This window comes from Tenacibaculum aquimarinum (assembly GCF_022478115.1).
In the GTDB taxonomy this organism is placed as follows: domain Bacteria; phylum Bacteroidota; class Bacteroidia; order Flavobacteriales; family Flavobacteriaceae; genus Polaribacter; species Polaribacter aquimarinum_A.
Genome location: NZ_JAKGSC010000001.1, coordinates 1,054,929 through 1,071,335, shown reverse-complemented (window position 1 = coordinate 1,071,335; position 16,407 = coordinate 1,054,929). Strand labels below are relative to the sequence as shown.

The following is a 16,407-nucleotide window of genomic DNA, read 5'->3' as shown; positions in this document are numbered from 1 at the left end:
TCTTGTATTCTTTTCTAACTTTAAAATAACTCATTTGTCTGTATTTGACATATGATATTTATCAGTTTTATTTCTAATTATTTATATGCTTGATGTATATATTTCGCATATTTTTCTTGGTGCTTTCTATCACCTGTTTTATAAAATTTTACTGCTTCATTTGCTCTCATAAAAAAATGATTTACATCAATAATTTCTAAAAGCCCACCTCTAAATAGTAAGTCTCTTACAGGCCCTTTTACCCCTGCAAAATAAAAGGCTATTCCTTTATTTTGATAAAACTTAACTCGCTCTTTAAGCATTTCTACTCCAGTGCTATCTATTCTATTAATACTTTCTGCATCTATAACTATCAATTTTAATGCCGCACCTTTTTTACATGCCATTTCATCTAGATTATCTCTAAAATAACTTGAATTGGCATAAAATAACTGAGCATCAAATCTAAAAACCAAAACATCGTGATCTATTACAACTTCATCAAACCTATTTTTATTTTTATAAAAATTAGAGTTTGGTACCTTACCTAATTCGGTAACATAAGGTCTAGATGTTCTAAATATTAATATTATTAAAGACAAACCTACTCCTGTTATAATTCCGTATTCAACGCCAAAAATCAAGGTTGCTAAAAATGTTGCCATCATTAACCAAAAATCTAGGTTATTAGCTTTCCATAAATAAGCTGCCTCTTTAAAATTTATCAAACCAAAAACTGCTACAATAATTATTGCAGCTAATACTGTTTTAGGTAAATAGTAAAATACTGGTGTTAAAAAGAGTAAAGAAATTACAATCATTATAACCGAAACAATTGCCGACATACCGGTAGTTCCTCCATTTTCTTGATTTATTGCTGAACGGGAAAAACTTGATGTTGTTGGATATGCTTTAAACAATGACCCAGCCATATTACTTAATCCTAAAGCAATTAGTTCTTGATTGGCATTTACGCGATATTCATTTTGTTTAGCTTCCAATGATTTACCGATAGATATCGTTTCTAAATAACCCACCATTACTAAAGTTAATGCAATTGGTAATAATTCTCTAATTTGATAAAACTCAATTTCGGGTATTGTAAATTTTGGTAATCCTGAAGGAATTTCTTTTACTATAGAAACATCAATCAAATTTTTTCCAAAAAAATACATTATTAAAATTCCTAAAATTACCACAAAAAGTGCGCTGGGTAATTTCTTATTTATCTTTCTAAACACTATAATAATTAGTACAGTTACTAAACCAATAACAGATGTATTAAAGTTAAAAGTTGCTACTTGCTGCCAAATATCTTGTATTAAAATGTGTATTTGATCACTCTGAATAAAATCTACTCCTAATAAATTTTTAAACTGATTTGCACCAATAATAAGCGCTAAAGCAGATGTAAAACCCGTTATTACAGGTTTTGATAAGAAGTTTACAATAAAACCGAGCCTAAAAACACCCATTAAAAATTGAATTGCACCAACTATAAGTGCCAACAAAATTGCAATGGCAATATAACTTTCTGACCCTGCTAAAGCCAAAGCAGAAACTCCAGATGCTACAATTAAAGAATCTATGGCAACTGGCCCAATTGCCACTTGTCTTGATGAACCAAAAATAGCATACATTATTTGCGGAACTAACGCACAATATAAACCGTAAATTGGAGGTAAACCTGCAATTAATGCATACGCAATTCCTTGAGGAATTAACACAATAGCAACAGTAACTCCTGCAATAAAATCTCCTTTAAAACGAGCGCTATTGTAGTTAGGTAACCACTCTAAAATTGGTATGAGTTTTTTAAAATTCATTTTATAAAAACTAATTTTTAGGTATGTAATAAAATGGAATTTTCCAATTTAAAATCTTAGTCTCTCCAAACTCTTTTTTTACTTCAATAGAATTAACACCTTTTTTAAGGTTTGAAATATCTAAATAAGAAATTACTCCAGATTGCTTCGTTCTTGAATGTGCATTAAGTCTTAAAAATTCAACGTCAATTTTTTTATCATTAATATAAATATGATAATATTGATTATAACAATCTAAAATAAAAGTATTCCACTCTTCTCTACGAACTTCTAAAGATAGCTCAGAATTTTCATTATCATCTCCACAAAATTCAGTTTTCATATTTTCTTCATGCTTAAAAACAGGAATAAATATTTTTAACACATTAGCTTCAACTTTGTCTGATTCTATTTCTGGCGTTAATAAAAAAGTATTGTTTTTATTTTCATCATTATAAAAACTTGAATATACTTTTGTAGTATTAAAGTATTTTTTGTGAACTATTAAATAAAAGATATTTGTATTTGTTATTTGCTTTCCAAAGACTAATAATCCTACTAAAATAAATGATAATACAAGATAAATAAGTGATTTTTTCTTCTTAAAATTAGATCCAAAAATCATTGTTACTTGGAGTATTGACTTATAAAATGGCCCATAAATAATCTTAGAAACAAATTTATTTACCTTAAATGACAAGTTTTGTAAACCTTCTTTTTCTTTATTTGACTTAAAATTAGCTTTAAAGGTTATTACCATTTGTACTAACATAAAAACTCCCATTAATACTGCAGGGATTAATAATATATAAAACGGAATGTAAGCAGACAACAGATTGTAAACTAGTAAATAGACACTTACAAATATTGACATGTATGCATAAATCAGTAAAAGCGTAAAAGCCACCGAAAAAATAACACTACAAAGTTCATCTACTTTTTGAATGGAATCTTTTAACTTAGGGAGAATGCCTAAGATTTTCTCAGTATATATTTTTGAATAAGCGCTATCTTCTATACTATAATCAGGAAAAACCGAATTTAAACCTACTAAACCAATCCAGTATGCTCTTAAAAAAAAATGGATTAAAAACATTGCAGCCAAAATACTTATTGCTAAAAGACCAATTGCCATTATAAAGTAGCCAATTAAGTATTGATTAGGATTTAAAACATCTATAAAAAAGTTTGTCCCCCAATTTATAACATCAAACATCTTAAATGTACCAAAAATAGCAATTGCAGAAACTAGTAATTCAGCTTCCCAACTTTCATCTTTTAACCTTTGCAACCAACCTTTTGTGGAAGGTTTAGCTATCGTGTTATTTACTTCTTGTTGTTCCATTTAAAATTTATGCCTAAAATAATTCGCCTTGATTTCTCCCTTTAATTAAACCTAAATGTTTATAAGCTAAATCTGTAACTTCTCTTCCACGAGGTGTTCTCATTATAAAACCTTGTTGAATTAAGAAAGGTTCGTACACTTCTTCAATAGTTTCTGTGTTTTCGGAAACTGCTGTAGCAATTGTACTCAAACCAACTGGACCTCCTTTAAATTTATCTATAATGGTTTTTAAAATTTTATTATCCATTTCATCTAAACCATGTGCATCTACATTTAATGCTTTTAAAGCATACTTTGCTATTTCAATAGTAATATTTCCATCACCTTTTATTTGTGCGAAATCTCGAACTCTACGCAATAATGCGTTGGCAATTCTTGGTGTTCCTCTACTTCTCCCTGCAATTTCAATTGCCGCTTCCATAGAAATTGGAACGCCTAAAATTTGTGCGCTTCGTTGTATAATTGTGGTTAATAATTCTGTTGAATAATAATGTAAACGACTACTTATTCCAAAACGTGCACGCATTGGCGCAGTTAATAATCCTGAACGGGTGGTTGCTCCTATTAATGTAAATGGTTCTAAATTGATTTGAACTGTACGCGCATTTGGTCCAGATTCAATCATAATATCAATTTTATAATCTTCCATTGCAGAATACAAGTATTCTTCAACAATAGGGCTTAATCGATGGATTTCATCAATAAACAAAACATCTCGTTCATCTAGATTTGTAAGTAAACCTGCTAAATCGCCTGGTTTATCTAAAACTGGTCCAGAAGTTACTTTTATACCAACTTGTAATTCATTAGCCAAAATATGTGCTAAAGTAGTTTTCCCTAAACCTGGAGGTCCATGAAAAAGTGTATGATCTAAAGCTTCATCTCTTTGATTTGCTGCTTCAACAAAAATCTTAAGGTTTTCAATTGCCTGATCTTGACCACTAAAGTCTTCAAAAGAAAGTGGACGCAATTTTTTTTCTACATCAATATCTTCATTAGAAAGATTTGTGTTTTCAGGATTTAAATTTTCATTCATACTTAACAAAGATAACAATTTGATAAGAAGCAAAAAACCTTTCCAATGGAAAGGTTTTTTTGTTATTTATAATGACCTTTAGCTACGCTCAAGGTTACAATTTAATTTTTAAGACGGCTCTTCTCCATCATATAATGGTACTACTTGAGGTATAAAGTCTTTACCTCCTAAGTAATCACTATCATCATCTTTAGGATCTACTCTTTTACTATAGTCATAAGGCCAACGGTGTACTTCTGGAATTTTTCCAGGCCAGTTACCGTGAATATGCTCTACTGGTGTAGTCCATTCAATTGTGTTTGAATTCCAAGGATTCTGAGTTGCATTTTTCCCTCTATAAATTGAGATAAAAAAGTTAGCTAAGAATATTATTTGACCTAAACCTCCAACTAAAGCAAAAATTGTAATTACAACGTTTACATCAGCTAAATCATCAAACATTGGAAAGTTTGTATTTGTATAATATCTACGTGGTAAACCTGCTAAGCCAATAAAGTGCATTGGCCAGAATACTCCGTAAGCACAAATAATGCTTATCCAGAAGTGCCAATACCCCATAGTTTTATTCATCATTTTACCATACATTTTCGGGAACCAGTGATAGACACCAGCAAACATTCCAAAAATTGCAGATACTCCCATTACTAAGTGGAAATGCGCTACTACGAAATACGTATCGTGTACATTAATATCTAATGCAGAATCCCCTAAAACTAATCCTGTTAAACCTCCTGTAACGAATGTAGAAACTAATCCGATTGAGAATAACATGGCAGGATTTAGTTGAAGATTTCCTTTCCACAATGTTGTTATATAGTTAAATGCTTTTACCGCTGAAGGAATTGCAATTAATACAGTTGTAAAGGTAAACACAGATCCTAAAAATGGATTCATTCCTGAGATAAACATGTGGTGACCCCAAACAATTGTAGATAAAAATGCAATTGCCATAATAGAACCAATCATTGCTCTATATCCAAAAATTGGTTTTCTTGAATGTGTTGAAATAATTTCTGAAGTTAAACCTAAAGCCGGTAACAATACAATATAAACCTCTGGGTGACCTAAGAACCAAAATAAGTGTTCAAATAATACTGGTGATCCTCCTTGATAATGTAATACTTCACCAGAAATAAATATATCTGACAAGTAAAATGATGTACCAAAACTTCTATCAAAAATTAATAATAATGCTGCTGACAATAATACTGGGAAAGAAACCACACCAATAATTGCTGTGATAAAAAACGCCCACATTGTAAGTGGTAAACGCGTCATTTTCATTCCTTTTGTACGTAAGTTTAAAACTGTAACTATATAGTTTAATGATCCAATTAAAGATGAAGCAATAAAAATCGCCATAGAAACCAACCATAACGTCATACCTGCTCCAGAACCTGGAATTGCTTGTGGTAATGCTGAAAGTGGTGGGTAAATTGTCCATCCTGCAGATGCTGGTCCTGCTTCAACAAATAAAGATATAACCATGATTATACTTGATAAAAAGAATAACCAATACGAAACCATATTTAAGAAACCAGATGCCATATCTCTAGCACCAATTTGTAAGGGAATTAATAAGTTAGAAAATGTACCACTTAAACCTGCAGTTAGTACAAAGAATACCATTATTGTTCCATGAATGGTAACTAATGCCAAATACATATCTGGATTCATTATACCATCTGTTTGATGATGCCCTAAAAATGCTTCTATAATAGAAAATGATTTTTCTGGCCATGCAATTTGCATACGGAATAACATTGACATGAATACTCCAATAATTCCCATAAACATTCCTGTAACTAGGAATTGTTTAGAAATCATTTTATGGTCTGTACTAAAAATATATTTTGTTACAAATGTTTCTTTGTGATGATGCTCTGACATAATCTATTTTATTTGTAGTCTCTTTAATTATTATTTAACAACTTGGGCTAATGCTGGCTGTTCAGCTAACCATTCTTTATATTGTGCTTCTTCTACAACTGTAATTTTCATTTGCATGTTATAGTGAGATGCTCCACATATTTTATTACATAAAAGTAAGTAATCAAAAACATAAGGATCTTCACCTTTAGCTTTTCTTATCTTATTGATTCCGTTTGTTTTAGCAACTACTTCAGATTGCACACGCATTTCTTCTGTTGTAAACTTAGGTGTAAAAGCAAACTGTGTAACCATACCAGGAACACAATTCATTTGTGCTCTAAAGTGAGGCATATAAGCTGAGTGCAATACGTCTTGTGAACGGAACTTGAACAATACTTTTTTTCCTTTAGGTAAGTATAATTCAGTTACTTGTTTATCGTCTTGAGAGTTTTTATCAGACATATCAACTCCCATTGTATTAATTCCTTTAATATAGTTTACGTTTCCTAAACCTAAAGTATTATCTTCTCCTGCATAACGAGCTTCCCATTGAAATTGTTTTGAATATACTTCAATAACAATTGGGTTTTCATCATCACCAACATACATAATGTTATTCCAAGCCCATAAACCATAACCTATTAAGATTACAATAGTAAAAGCAGGGATTATAGTCCAAATCATCTCTAATTTATGACTATCTGCATAGAATTTTGCTTTATTTTCTTTCTTCCCTCTATACTTGTACGTAAAAAAGAAAATTAAAAATTGCATGATAAACTGTACAATACCAATTAACCAAAAAGTAATATTGAAAAGATTATCGTCATGTTCTCCTTCAATTGAGGCAGATTCTGGTAACATTAACACATTCATTGCTATTAAACAATAAACCATCATTGCATAGAAAAACACCATAAAACCAATGGCAATTTTACCTTGCGAATTATTGTCTTTATCTGTAGCAATAACTTCTCTCAAGTTCATTACACGGGTAATTTGCCAAAAGCTTACCCCGATTGCAACAGCTATAAAAATATAAAATAGAGCTAACATATTTATTTTGTCTTATTTATTTTTAATTCAATTATTTAATTAATGGTGCGCATCTGCGTCTTCACCTCTATGTTCAATATTATAATAGTGAAAGTGTTCACTTTCTCCTAAGAATGGATTTCCTTTTGCAACAGGATCTGCTTTTGCAAATGCACTAAAGGTTGTCCAAATTAGTAATCCTAAGAAAAATAGTATAGCACCAATTTCTGGAATACCAATTGCCCATTGAGCACCAACTGTAGCTGGCATAATCATAACAAATACATCTACATAATGCCCTGCTAAAATCACTATTCCTCCCATAACTACAAACCAAGGTATACTCTTAAAATCACTATTGATTAATAATAAAATTGGGAAAACGAAATTCATTACAACCATTCCTAAAAATAGTCCTTTATATTCGTTAAAACGCATTGCGTAATACGTAGTTTCTTCAGGAATATCTGCATACCATATTAACATAAACTGAGCAAACCATAAGTATGTCCAGAATACAGAGAAACCAAACATAAATTTAGCTAAATCGTGTATATGACTATCATTTACTTTTGGTAAATACCCTTTAGAACGTAAGTAAATTGTTACAAATGTAATTGTAGTTACAGCACTTACTAAGAAAGTTGCTAAAACATACCATCCAAATAACGTTGAGAACCAGTGAGGATCTAATCCCATAATCCAATCCCAAACAGCCATACTTTCTGTAATCATGAATAAGAATAAGAATATTACTGAAACGTTATAATTCTTTTTATATGTTGAAATGTTTTCAGCAGTATCTTCTTTAATAGAGTTTCTTCTAATAAACCAACGGTAAGCATTCCATATTACTAAGTAAATGATACTTCTAATCATCCACCAAGGAGCGTTTATCCATCCTGATTTACCATCTACAATTGGATCGTAATTCTCGTGACCTGGAGTAAAAGTTCCTGGTGTCATCCAAGAGAATAAATGATTCATGTGCAAAAGTGATGCAACTAAAACCGCTAATAAAATTAAACTAACTGGTAATAAGTTTGCAGTTATAGCTTCCATTACTCTAAACAAAACAATAGACCAACCTGCTTGCGCAACTCTTTGGATTGCGTAAAATGCTAAAACCAATAAAGTAACTCCTAAAAAGAATAGTAAAGCTACATAAAGTGCAGCCCAAGGTCTGTTTTGTAATTGGTGAAATACATGTTCTGCGTGTGCATCATCATGACTTGCGCCGTGCGCATTGTCTGAATCATGAGTATCTAATGTTGCTACATGTACTTTTTCAACTTCTAAAACCTCTTTTATTTCTTCTGAATGAGATTCATCTTCAATATGAGAATCAGCTTGCACTTCTTCAACTATAACTTCTGAATGAGAATTCTCTGCTGAATGATTTTCTTCAGCATGAGCATCTTCTTTCTTTTCTGTATGAGTTTCCTCAACATGTTTTGTTTCACCATGGTCATTACCGTGTGCTCCGTGAGCAGCTTGGTTAGCCATAATTTCTTTAGCGTCTTCTAAAGTTTTTGGTGCATTGTAAAAACCTAAAGCAACTCCTAAGGCTCCAAGAACCATAAATGCAATAGCGAGTGTTTTTAATCTACCTGAAAATTGATACATATCTATTATAGATTTATTTTAAATCTGCTTTTAATTTTTCTACGTACTGAACAACTTGCCAACGCTCAGTTGGTGTCATTTGAGATGCGTGAGACCCCATTAAGTTTTTACCGTGCATAATTACATGGTAAATGCTTCCTTCAGTAAGTTCTCTGTCTTTATAATTAGGAATTCCTGCAAACTTATCACGTTCAGTTAAAATTCCGTTTCCATCACCTTTTTTACCATGACATACTGCACAGTAAATATCGTACATTGCTTTTCCGTTTGTTAAGTTATCTTCAGTAACTTCTAACGGATTTTGCAATTCATTTTTAGCTTTCTCGTAACCTTCATTAGTGTCTAAAATGTCATAAGCAGGATATCCTCCTCTTTTAACGGTACCTGCAACTGGTTTAGAGTTAACTGGTTTTCCATTTACACCTTCAGCTCCATTTACATCATAAGGTACAGACACATACATATCTGGCATATATTGCAAACTTGGCTCTCGTTTGTTACCACAAGAAACTATACTTGTAAGTACTACTAAACTGAATATTATTTTTAAACTCTTCATTTATCTATTGATTAATGCTTGTCTACTACGTTAATTTCTACAGCTCCTGTAGCTGCTAATAACGTTTTTAATTCTTCTTCGTTTCCGTGAACTGGAATTTCCATTAAGAAATGGTCATCGGTTGTTCTTGGATCTGGGTTTTCTGCTTCTTTAAATGGCCAAATCTTACTTCTCATGTAAAAAGTAATTACCATTAAGTGAGCTGCAAAAAATACAGTTAATTCAAACATAATTGGCACAAATGCTGGCATGTTTGTTGCCCAAGAAAAGTTTGGTTTACCACCAATATCTTGCGGCCAATCGTGTATCATTGTATACCAAGTAAGCCATATTGCTACAGACAAACCTGTAATTCCATACATAAAAGCTGTAATTGCTAAACGCGTTGGCGCTAAACCCATTGCTTTGTCTAGTCCATGAACTGGAAAAGGACAAAATATTTCTTCTATATGATGGTGTTCTCCTTTTACTTTTTTAACTGCATCCATTAGGATTTCGTCATCATTGTAAAGTGCATGAATAACTTTTGATGCTTCGTGTGCTCCCATAATTATCCGTTTATAGTGTTATTATCTTCAACTTGAGAAGTAGAAATTCCATCTCTTTGCTTCTTATAATTTTCTCCTGAAGATTTTAATATTGTTTTCATTTCTGCAATAGGAATTACTGGGAATGTTCTTGCATATAATAAGAATAATACAAAGAAGAAACCGATAGTTCCAATAAAGATACCTACATCTACAAATGTTGGTTCAAAACGCCACCATGTTGATGGTAAGTGACCTTTACTTAATACAATTGCAATAATATCGAAACGCTCAAACCACATACCAATATTAATTACAATAGAGATAATGAATGACCAAATAAAACTTCTTCTTATCTTTTTAATCCAAAGTAATTGTGGTGTAAAGATGTTACATATTAATAATGACCAGAAAGCCCATCCGTAAGGTCCAGTTTCTGCACCAATTGATAAATATGTATAGTATTCATATGGAGAACCTGTATACCATGCAATAAAGAATTCTGTTGCATAGGCTACTGCTACTATTCCTCCAGTAACAATAATTACAATATTCATATACTCTACGTGTAAACGTGTAATATATGCTTCCATATTAGTTACTTTTCTCATAATACCTAATAACGTTTGTACCATTGCAAATCCAGAAAAGATTGCTCCAGCTACGAAATAAGGAGGGAAAATTGTTGAGTGCCAACCTGGATTGATCGATGTAGCAAAGTCCATCGATACAATTGTGTGTACAGAAAGTACTAATGGTGTTGCTAAACCTGCAAGTACTAAAGATACTTCTTCAAAACGTTGCCAATCTTTTGCTCTACCTGACCATCCGAAAGATAATAAAGAATAAATTTTCTTTTGAAAAGGTTTAACTGCTCTATCTCTAATCGTTGCAAAATCTGGTAATAAACCTGTCCACCAGAAAACTAATGATACAGATAAATATGTTGAAATTGCAAATACATCCCAAAGTAATGGCGAGTTAAAGTTTACCCATAAAGAACCAAATTGATTCGGAATTGGTAATACCCAGTAACCATTCCATGGACGTCCCATGTGAATAATTGGAAACAATCCTGCTTGGAATACTGCAAATATTGTCATTGCTTCTGCAGAACGGTTAATTGCCATTCTCCATTTTTGACGGAATAAAAGTAGTACCGCTGAGATTAATGTACCGGCGTGACCAATACCTACCCACCATACAAAGTTTGTGATATCCCAAGCCCATCCAATGTTCTTGCTTAATCCCCAAACTCCAATACCTGTTCCAACTGTATAGAAAATACATCCAAATCCCCATAACATTGCTGCTAAAGAAATATAAAATGCTATATACCAGTTTTTGTTTGCTTTACCTTCTATAGGTTTAGCAATGTCTTCGGTAATGTCGTGGTAACTTTTATTACCTAATACTAAAGGTTCCCTTATGGGTGCTTCGTAATGAGACATATTTTTATTACTTAATTTAATTTTAGTTTAAAGTTTGAATATTTTTAAAGTTTATTAAGCTCTTCAACTTAATACTTCAAAAAAATCAACTCGATTATGCTTCGTTTGTATTTCTAACTTTCACTTGATACACTACATTCGGTTTCGTTTGTAGGTAATCTAATACGTGAAATGCTCTTTTATCTTCTGCTAATGCAGCTACTTCGTCTTTCTTGTTGTTAACATCTCCAAAAACCATAGCTCCTGTTGTACAAGCTGATGAACAAGCAGTTGAGAATTCATCTTTATTAACTGCTCTTCCTTCTTTCTTAGCTTTTAAAATTGTTGCTTGTGTCATTTGGATACACATAGAACATTTTTCCATAACTCCACGAGAACGAACTACAACATCTGGATTTAACACCATTTTACCGTATTCATTATTCATGTTGAAATCGAACTCTTTGTTCTCTGCATAGTTAAACCAGTTAAAACGTCTAACTCTATAAGGACAGTTGTTTGCACAATATCTAGTACCAACACATCTATTATAAGCCATTTGGTTTTGACCTTGACGACCGTGAGATGTTGCTGCAACTGGACAAACCGTTTCACACGGAGCGTGGTTACAGTGCTGACACATCATTGGTTGGAAGGTAACAGAAGGATTTTCTGCTTCAGTTTCTAAAGCTGAATACATTTCTGCTCTACTTAAACCTAATTCTTTAGCTTCTTCTCTTGTTTCAACTTCAGAAGAGTAATATCTATCAATACGCAACCAGTGCATATCTCTACCAACTCTTACTTCATTTTTACCTACAACTGGCACATTGTTCTCTGCATGACATGCAACAACACAAGCACCACATCCTGTACAAGATGTTAAGTCTATAGATAAGTTAAAGTGATGACCTACTTCTCTGTTATGCTCATCCCATAAATCGATAGATTTTGCTTCTACTTCTTGATGGTCATAAGAAACCATAGCAGGAACGTTCCATCCATTTTTATGATCTTTAGGATCTACAGTTAAATATTCTTTTAACGTAGCTTCCTTTAATATATCGTGACGACCTGCAATTGTTTTTTGTACTTGAGTACAAGCAAACTTGTGTACTGCTTCAGATGTTTTTTCAATAGAAACATTATACTGAACATTATTTCCGTTTGCATATAAAGAGTAAGCATTTACCCCAACTTGCATTTCTTCTTTTAAGCCTGCTAATTTTCCGTAACCAAATGCTAAACCTAGAGATCCATTTGCTTGACCTGGTTGAACCATTACTGGAACATTTTTAATAGTTACACCGTTTACAGTTACACTTGCATAATTACCATTAATTGCACCATTATCTTTTACAGGATTTTCAAAACCTAATGTTTTGGCATCTGCCATAGAAACAGTTAAGTAATTATCCCATGCTGCACGAGTAATTGGATCTGGAAATTCTTGTAACCAAGGATTATTCGCTTGTTTACCGTCTCCCATACCACCTTTGGCATATAAATTTAATTCAAATGCTGATGCTTTTGTAGCTTTATTTAATGCTACAGCAACTGCATTAATATCAACATCTCCAGCTGTATTACTTGCAGTTACTTCTTTATTAAAAGAACCATCATGTAAAACTGTATTCCAAGAAGTTGTTCCTAAAATAGCTGCTGAATTTATTTTTAAATAATCATAATATTTTGTTGAGTTTCCTGACCAGGTTAATAACGTGTCTTGTAATTGACGTGTATTAAATAATGGCTGAATAGTTGGTTGCATTAATCCGAAGTTAGATTCAGAAATCATAACATCTCCCCAAGATTCTAAATAATGAGGCGCTGGTAATACAAATTCAGAAGCCATTGCCGTTGCGCTATTTTCCGTAGAAATTGCAACTGATAATTTAGCTTTCTTTAATCCTTCTGAAAAATCTGCTGAATTAGCAAGTGTATAAACAGGATCAACATTATACGTAATAAGACCTGCTACTTTACCTGCTTTTAAATCTGCTACAACTTTAGCAACTTTAGCATCGTTTCCTTGACGCGTATTTAATGTATTGTTTACATCAATAACATCACTACTTAATGCTTTGTTAATTGCCAATGCTATTAATTGTGCGTTTTTATCATTCAACCCTGTTAAAACAACTGCTTTAGAACCTGCTTTTTGAAGGTCTTCAGAAAGTGTTTTTACAACAGCATCAATTGGGGTCGCTTTAGAAGGAATATTTGCTCCCGTTACAGCATTGTATAGGTTTAATAAAGCGAATACTTGATCAGATGGTTTTACAACCACACGTTTATCTGCATTTGCTCCAGTTAAAGACATATTACTTTCCACTTGAACGTGGTAAGACATGTGCCCCGTTTCTGGTTTACGACCTGCTATGTAAGATTTTTCGAATCCACCGTGGAAATCTCCTAAGAAATCTGCCCCAAAAGAAGCAATTACTTTCGCTTTGCTTAAATCGTAATTTGGTAATGCGCGCTTACCATACATAGCTTCAAAAGCATCGGCAGCACCGCTTTCTGAAATTGCATCATACACAACGTGTTCTACGTTTGGATATACTGTAGTAAATTCAGAAATGATTTTATCTGTAGATGGACTCGCCATAGTTCCTGTTAATAATACAACAGGTTGGTTAGCATCTTTTAATTCGTTTAATTTTGCTCCAATTTCTTTATCAGCATCTGCCCAAGAAATTACAGTTGAACCTTTTGTTGGTTCTTTTAATCTTAACGCCTCATCATATAAAGAAAGTACAGAAGCTTGCACACGTGCATTTGTTGTTCCGTTTGCTTCTTTATTTGGCATTATTTGAATTGGACGACCTTCACGTGTTTTTACTAACACATTTGCAAAATCGTAACCATCTGCCATTGTAGTTGCATACCAATCTGCAACACCTGCAACAGTGTCTTCTGGTTTTACTACATAAGGAATAGATTTTCTTACTGGACCTTCACAGGCTGCTAAAGAAGCGGCTGCTGTTGTAAACCCTACATATTTTAAGAAATCTCTACGAGAAGTTGAAGAGTTTTCAAGCGTTTCTTTATCGCCTAAAAAATCATCAGTTGGAATTTCTTCTACAAACTCATTTTTACTTAACGTCTCAACTACAGAACTATCTTTTAGTTCTTCGACGCTTTTCCAGTATTTTTTGTTTGAAGCCATTTATGCTTTTTATTTAATGATTAAAAGATTTAAAAATTGAAAACTACAATTTACTGAATCTTTAAATTTTTTAATTTATATTAATAGTGACATTTACCACACTCTTTACCTCCAAGTTGTGCAATTGTTACTTGCTCAACGCCAAATTTGGCAGCCAACTCTTTGTGTATTTTTGCGTAATATTCGTTACCTTTTAAATCTACTTTTGTGTCTTTATGACAATCGATACACCAACCCATTGTTAATGGAGAATATTGATACACTTCTTCCATTTCTTCAACTGGACCGTGACATTTTTGACATTTTAAACCTCCAACAGTTACGTGTTGCGAGTGATTAAAATATGCAAAATCCGGCAAGTTATGTACACGAACCCATTTTACTGGCTTTGTTTCTCCTGTGTACTCTAATTTATCGGCATCCCAACCTGCAGCATCGTAAATCTTAGCGATTTCTGAATCTAATTCTGATTTACCTAAAGTTCCATCTTCAAAAACAACTTTAGTGTCATCTGCTACTTCAGAAATTCCTTTATGACAGTTCATACATACATTTACCGAAGGAATTCCAGATGTTTTGCTATGTTTTGCCGAAGAGTGACAATATTGACATTCTATTTTATTGTCTCCTGCGTGGATTTTATGTGAAAATGCAATTGGTTGAATTGGTTGATACCCTTCTTCAACTCCAATTTTAAATAAAGTTCCGAATAAGAAATATGCAGCAACTAATGCTCCAAATATTACAGTTAAAACTTTTAAGAAAGTATTTTTCTTTACGCCTTCCCAAACTTCATTAATTGTAGCTACAGCTCCTGGTGTTTTTGGCGCTCCTTTTAATTCGCTAATTGTTTTTAATAAACTCGCAATAATTAAAAAGGCTACAATAATTGCTGCCGCTAGTATATAAATTAACCAACCTGGCGCCGCACCTTGCTCACTTGCAGAAGCAACATCAGCAACTGCTCCTGGCTTAACAGGATCACCAACTGTGGTATAATAAAGAATATCGTTTATTTGCTTTTCGTCTAATTGAGGAAAAGCCGTCATTGCTGTTGGACTGAATTCTGCTGCCTCAATTGCATCAGCATCTCCAGATTTAATTAAGGCTGTATTATCTTTAATCCAGCTTTGCAACCAATCGTTTTCTCTTCTATCTTCAACACCTCCTAATGCTGGCCCAACTAGTTTTTTATCTAGTTTATGACACGATGCACAAAGTGATCTAAATAATTTTCTACCCTCTTTTTGACGCGCTGCGTCTACTTCTTGCGCCTGAGACGAGAAGCTAAAAGATAATATTAAAAGTAAAGTAAGACTCTTTAAGAATACGTTGGTTAGTCTATTGTGTAGTGCTACACTCTTCATATTTTACAAACTATAGTTTAAAATCTATGTATTTTTGGTATGAGGTTTGCACCTCATACAGTTGCACAAAAGTACTAATTCTGTTCAGATTTTGAAATGCTAAAAGAATGTTAATTATAATTTATATTAATTCTAAATAAAGATTTATTTCAATTTATTCAGAAACAAGTCGTTACTTTTGTATAAACTAAAATAATAATGAAAATTAAGATATATTTTTCCGCTGTACTACTTTTTGCGTTTCTTGGAATTTCTACAGTGAATGCACAAACCAGCACTCAAGATAACGATAAGATTTCTAGCTTATTAGCCAAAAAAAGAGACTATAATAAAAGCTATGGTCATGGTTTTAGAATTCAGCTATACAATGGTTTAGAAAAACGAGCAAGAAGCACAAAAGGTAAATTTCAAGTAGAATTTCCTGGTGTTTATAACAAGTTAGATTATGATGCTCCAGAATGGAAAGTACAAGTTGGAAATTACAAAACAAGATTAGAAGCCGATAAAGCTATTAATAAAATTAGAGAGAAGTTTTCCGGCGCTATTGTTATTAAAAAAAATGATTAGATAAAAAATACAAATTTTAAAATCTGAAGCTATTGCTTCGGATTTTTTTTTTGAATTAAGTTTTGAAACAATTTTTCGTTACTCAAA

At 32.5% G+C, this 16,407-nt stretch carries 12 protein-coding genes; 1 reads left to right on the top strand and 11 read right to left on the bottom strand.

Annotated features, from left to right (window positions below; all coding sequences use genetic code 11):
- Positions 1-77: 77 nt before the first annotated feature.
- The 11 genes from L1S33_RS05005 to L1S33_RS04955 form a co-directional block, all read right to left on the bottom strand.
- A complete protein-coding gene (locus tag L1S33_RS05005) occupies positions 78-1,805 on the bottom strand; it encodes a SulP family inorganic anion transporter (RefSeq protein ID WP_240561469.1) in 1,728 nt (575 codons plus the stop codon).
- 10 nt (positions 1,806-1,815) lie between these two features.
- Positions 1,816-3,129: a hypothetical protein gene (locus tag L1S33_RS05000; RefSeq protein ID WP_240561468.1), complete on the bottom strand. Its 1,314-nt coding sequence runs from the start codon at positions 3,127-3,129 to the stop codon at positions 1,816-1,818.
- A gap of 13 nt (positions 3,130-3,142) precedes the next feature.
- Complete coding sequence (gene ruvB, locus L1S33_RS04995) at positions 3,143-4,165, bottom strand: Holliday junction branch migration DNA helicase RuvB (protein WP_240561467.1); 1,023 nt, start codon at positions 4,163-4,165, stop codon at positions 3,143-3,145.
- A 108-nt stretch (positions 4,166-4,273) separates the two neighbouring features.
- A complete protein-coding gene (locus tag L1S33_RS04990) occupies positions 4,274-6,055 on the bottom strand; it encodes a cytochrome c oxidase subunit I (protein ID WP_240561466.1) in 1,782 nt (593 codons plus the stop codon).
- Positions 6,056-6,085: 30 nt separating this feature from the next.
- A complete protein-coding gene (locus tag L1S33_RS04985) occupies positions 6,086-7,093 on the bottom strand; it encodes a cytochrome c oxidase subunit II (RefSeq protein ID WP_240550652.1) in 1,008 nt (335 codons plus the stop codon).
- A gap of 39 nt (positions 7,094-7,132) precedes the next feature.
- Positions 7,133-8,698: a quinol:cytochrome C oxidoreductase gene (locus tag L1S33_RS04980; protein WP_240561465.1), complete on the bottom strand. Its 1,566-nt coding sequence runs from the start codon at positions 8,696-8,698 to the stop codon at positions 7,133-7,135.
- Between the two features lie 13 nt (positions 8,699-8,711).
- Complete coding sequence (locus tag L1S33_RS04975) at positions 8,712-9,257, bottom strand: c-type cytochrome (RefSeq protein ID WP_240561464.1); 546 nt, start codon at positions 9,255-9,257, stop codon at positions 8,712-8,714.
- 11 nt (positions 9,258-9,268) lie between these two features.
- Positions 9,269-9,805 carry a DUF3341 domain-containing protein gene (locus L1S33_RS04970; protein WP_072556712.1) on the bottom strand — a complete coding sequence of 179 codons (537 nt, stop codon included), beginning with the start codon at positions 9,803-9,805 and terminating at the stop codon, positions 9,269-9,271.
- Positions 9,806-9,807: 2 nt separating this feature from the next.
- Positions 9,808-11,235 (bottom strand): NrfD/PsrC family molybdoenzyme membrane anchor subunit, encoded by a 1,428-nt coding sequence (gene nrfD, locus L1S33_RS04965; protein ID WP_072556711.1) that lies wholly within the window; start codon positions 11,233-11,235, stop codon positions 9,808-9,810.
- A gap of 94 nt (positions 11,236-11,329) precedes the next feature.
- The gene (locus L1S33_RS04960) at positions 11,330-14,386 is read right to left on the bottom strand and encodes a TAT-variant-translocated molybdopterin oxidoreductase (RefSeq protein ID WP_240561463.1); all 3,057 of its coding nucleotides are present in this window, start codon (positions 14,384-14,386) and stop codon (positions 11,330-11,332) included.
- A gap of 80 nt (positions 14,387-14,466) precedes the next feature.
- On the bottom strand, positions 14,467-15,753 hold the full coding sequence (locus L1S33_RS04955) for a cytochrome c3 family protein (RefSeq protein WP_240561462.1): 1,287 nt from the start codon (positions 15,751-15,753) through the stop codon (positions 14,467-14,469).
- 198 nt (positions 15,754-15,951) lie between these two features.
- Between L1S33_RS04955 and L1S33_RS04950 the strand changes: the two genes are divergently transcribed.
- The gene (locus L1S33_RS04950) at positions 15,952-16,320 is read left to right on the top strand and encodes an SPOR domain-containing protein (RefSeq protein WP_240561461.1); all 369 of its coding nucleotides are present in this window, start codon (positions 15,952-15,954) and stop codon (positions 16,318-16,320) included.
- Positions 16,321-16,407: the final 87 nt, after the last annotated feature.

Excerpts from the sequence above, each read along its gene's own strand:
- L1S33_RS05005 (WP_240561469.1), bottom strand. The coding sequence starts at position 1,805 with ATGAATTTTAAAAAACTCATACCAATTTTAGAGTGGTTACCTAACTAC.
- L1S33_RS05000 (WP_240561468.1), bottom strand. The coding sequence starts at position 3,129 with ATGGAACAACAAGAAGTAAATAACACGATAGCTAAACCTTCCACAAAA.
- ruvB (WP_240561467.1), bottom strand. The coding sequence starts at position 4,165 with ATGAATGAAAATTTAAATCCTGAAAACACAAATCTTTCTAATGAAGAT.
- L1S33_RS04990 (WP_240561466.1), bottom strand. The coding sequence starts at position 6,055 with ATGTCAGAGCATCATCACAAAGAAACATTTGTAACAAAATATATTTTT.
- L1S33_RS04985 (WP_240550652.1), bottom strand. The coding sequence starts at position 7,093 with ATGTTAGCTCTATTTTATATTTTTATAGCTGTTGCAATCGGGGTAAGC.
- L1S33_RS04980 (WP_240561465.1), bottom strand. The coding sequence starts at position 8,698 with ATGTATCAATTTTCAGGTAGATTAAAAACACTCGCTATTGCATTTATG.
- L1S33_RS04975 (WP_240561464.1), bottom strand. The coding sequence starts at position 9,257 with ATGAAGAGTTTAAAAATAATATTCAGTTTAGTAGTACTTACAAGTATA.
- L1S33_RS04970 (WP_072556712.1), bottom strand. The coding sequence starts at position 9,805 with ATGGGAGCACACGAAGCATCAAAAGTTATTCATGCACTTTACAATGAT.
- nrfD (WP_072556711.1), bottom strand. The coding sequence starts at position 11,235 with ATGTCTCATTACGAAGCACCCATAAGGGAACCTTTAGTATTAGGTAAT.
- L1S33_RS04960 (WP_240561463.1), bottom strand. The coding sequence starts at position 14,386 with ATGGCTTCAAACAAAAAATACTGGAAAAGCGTCGAAGAACTAAAAGAT.
- L1S33_RS04955 (WP_240561462.1), bottom strand. The coding sequence starts at position 15,753 with ATGAAGAGTGTAGCACTACACAATAGACTAACCAACGTATTCTTAAAG.
- L1S33_RS04950 (WP_240561461.1), top strand. The coding sequence starts at position 15,952 with ATGAAAATTAAGATATATTTTTCCGCTGTACTACTTTTTGCGTTTCTT.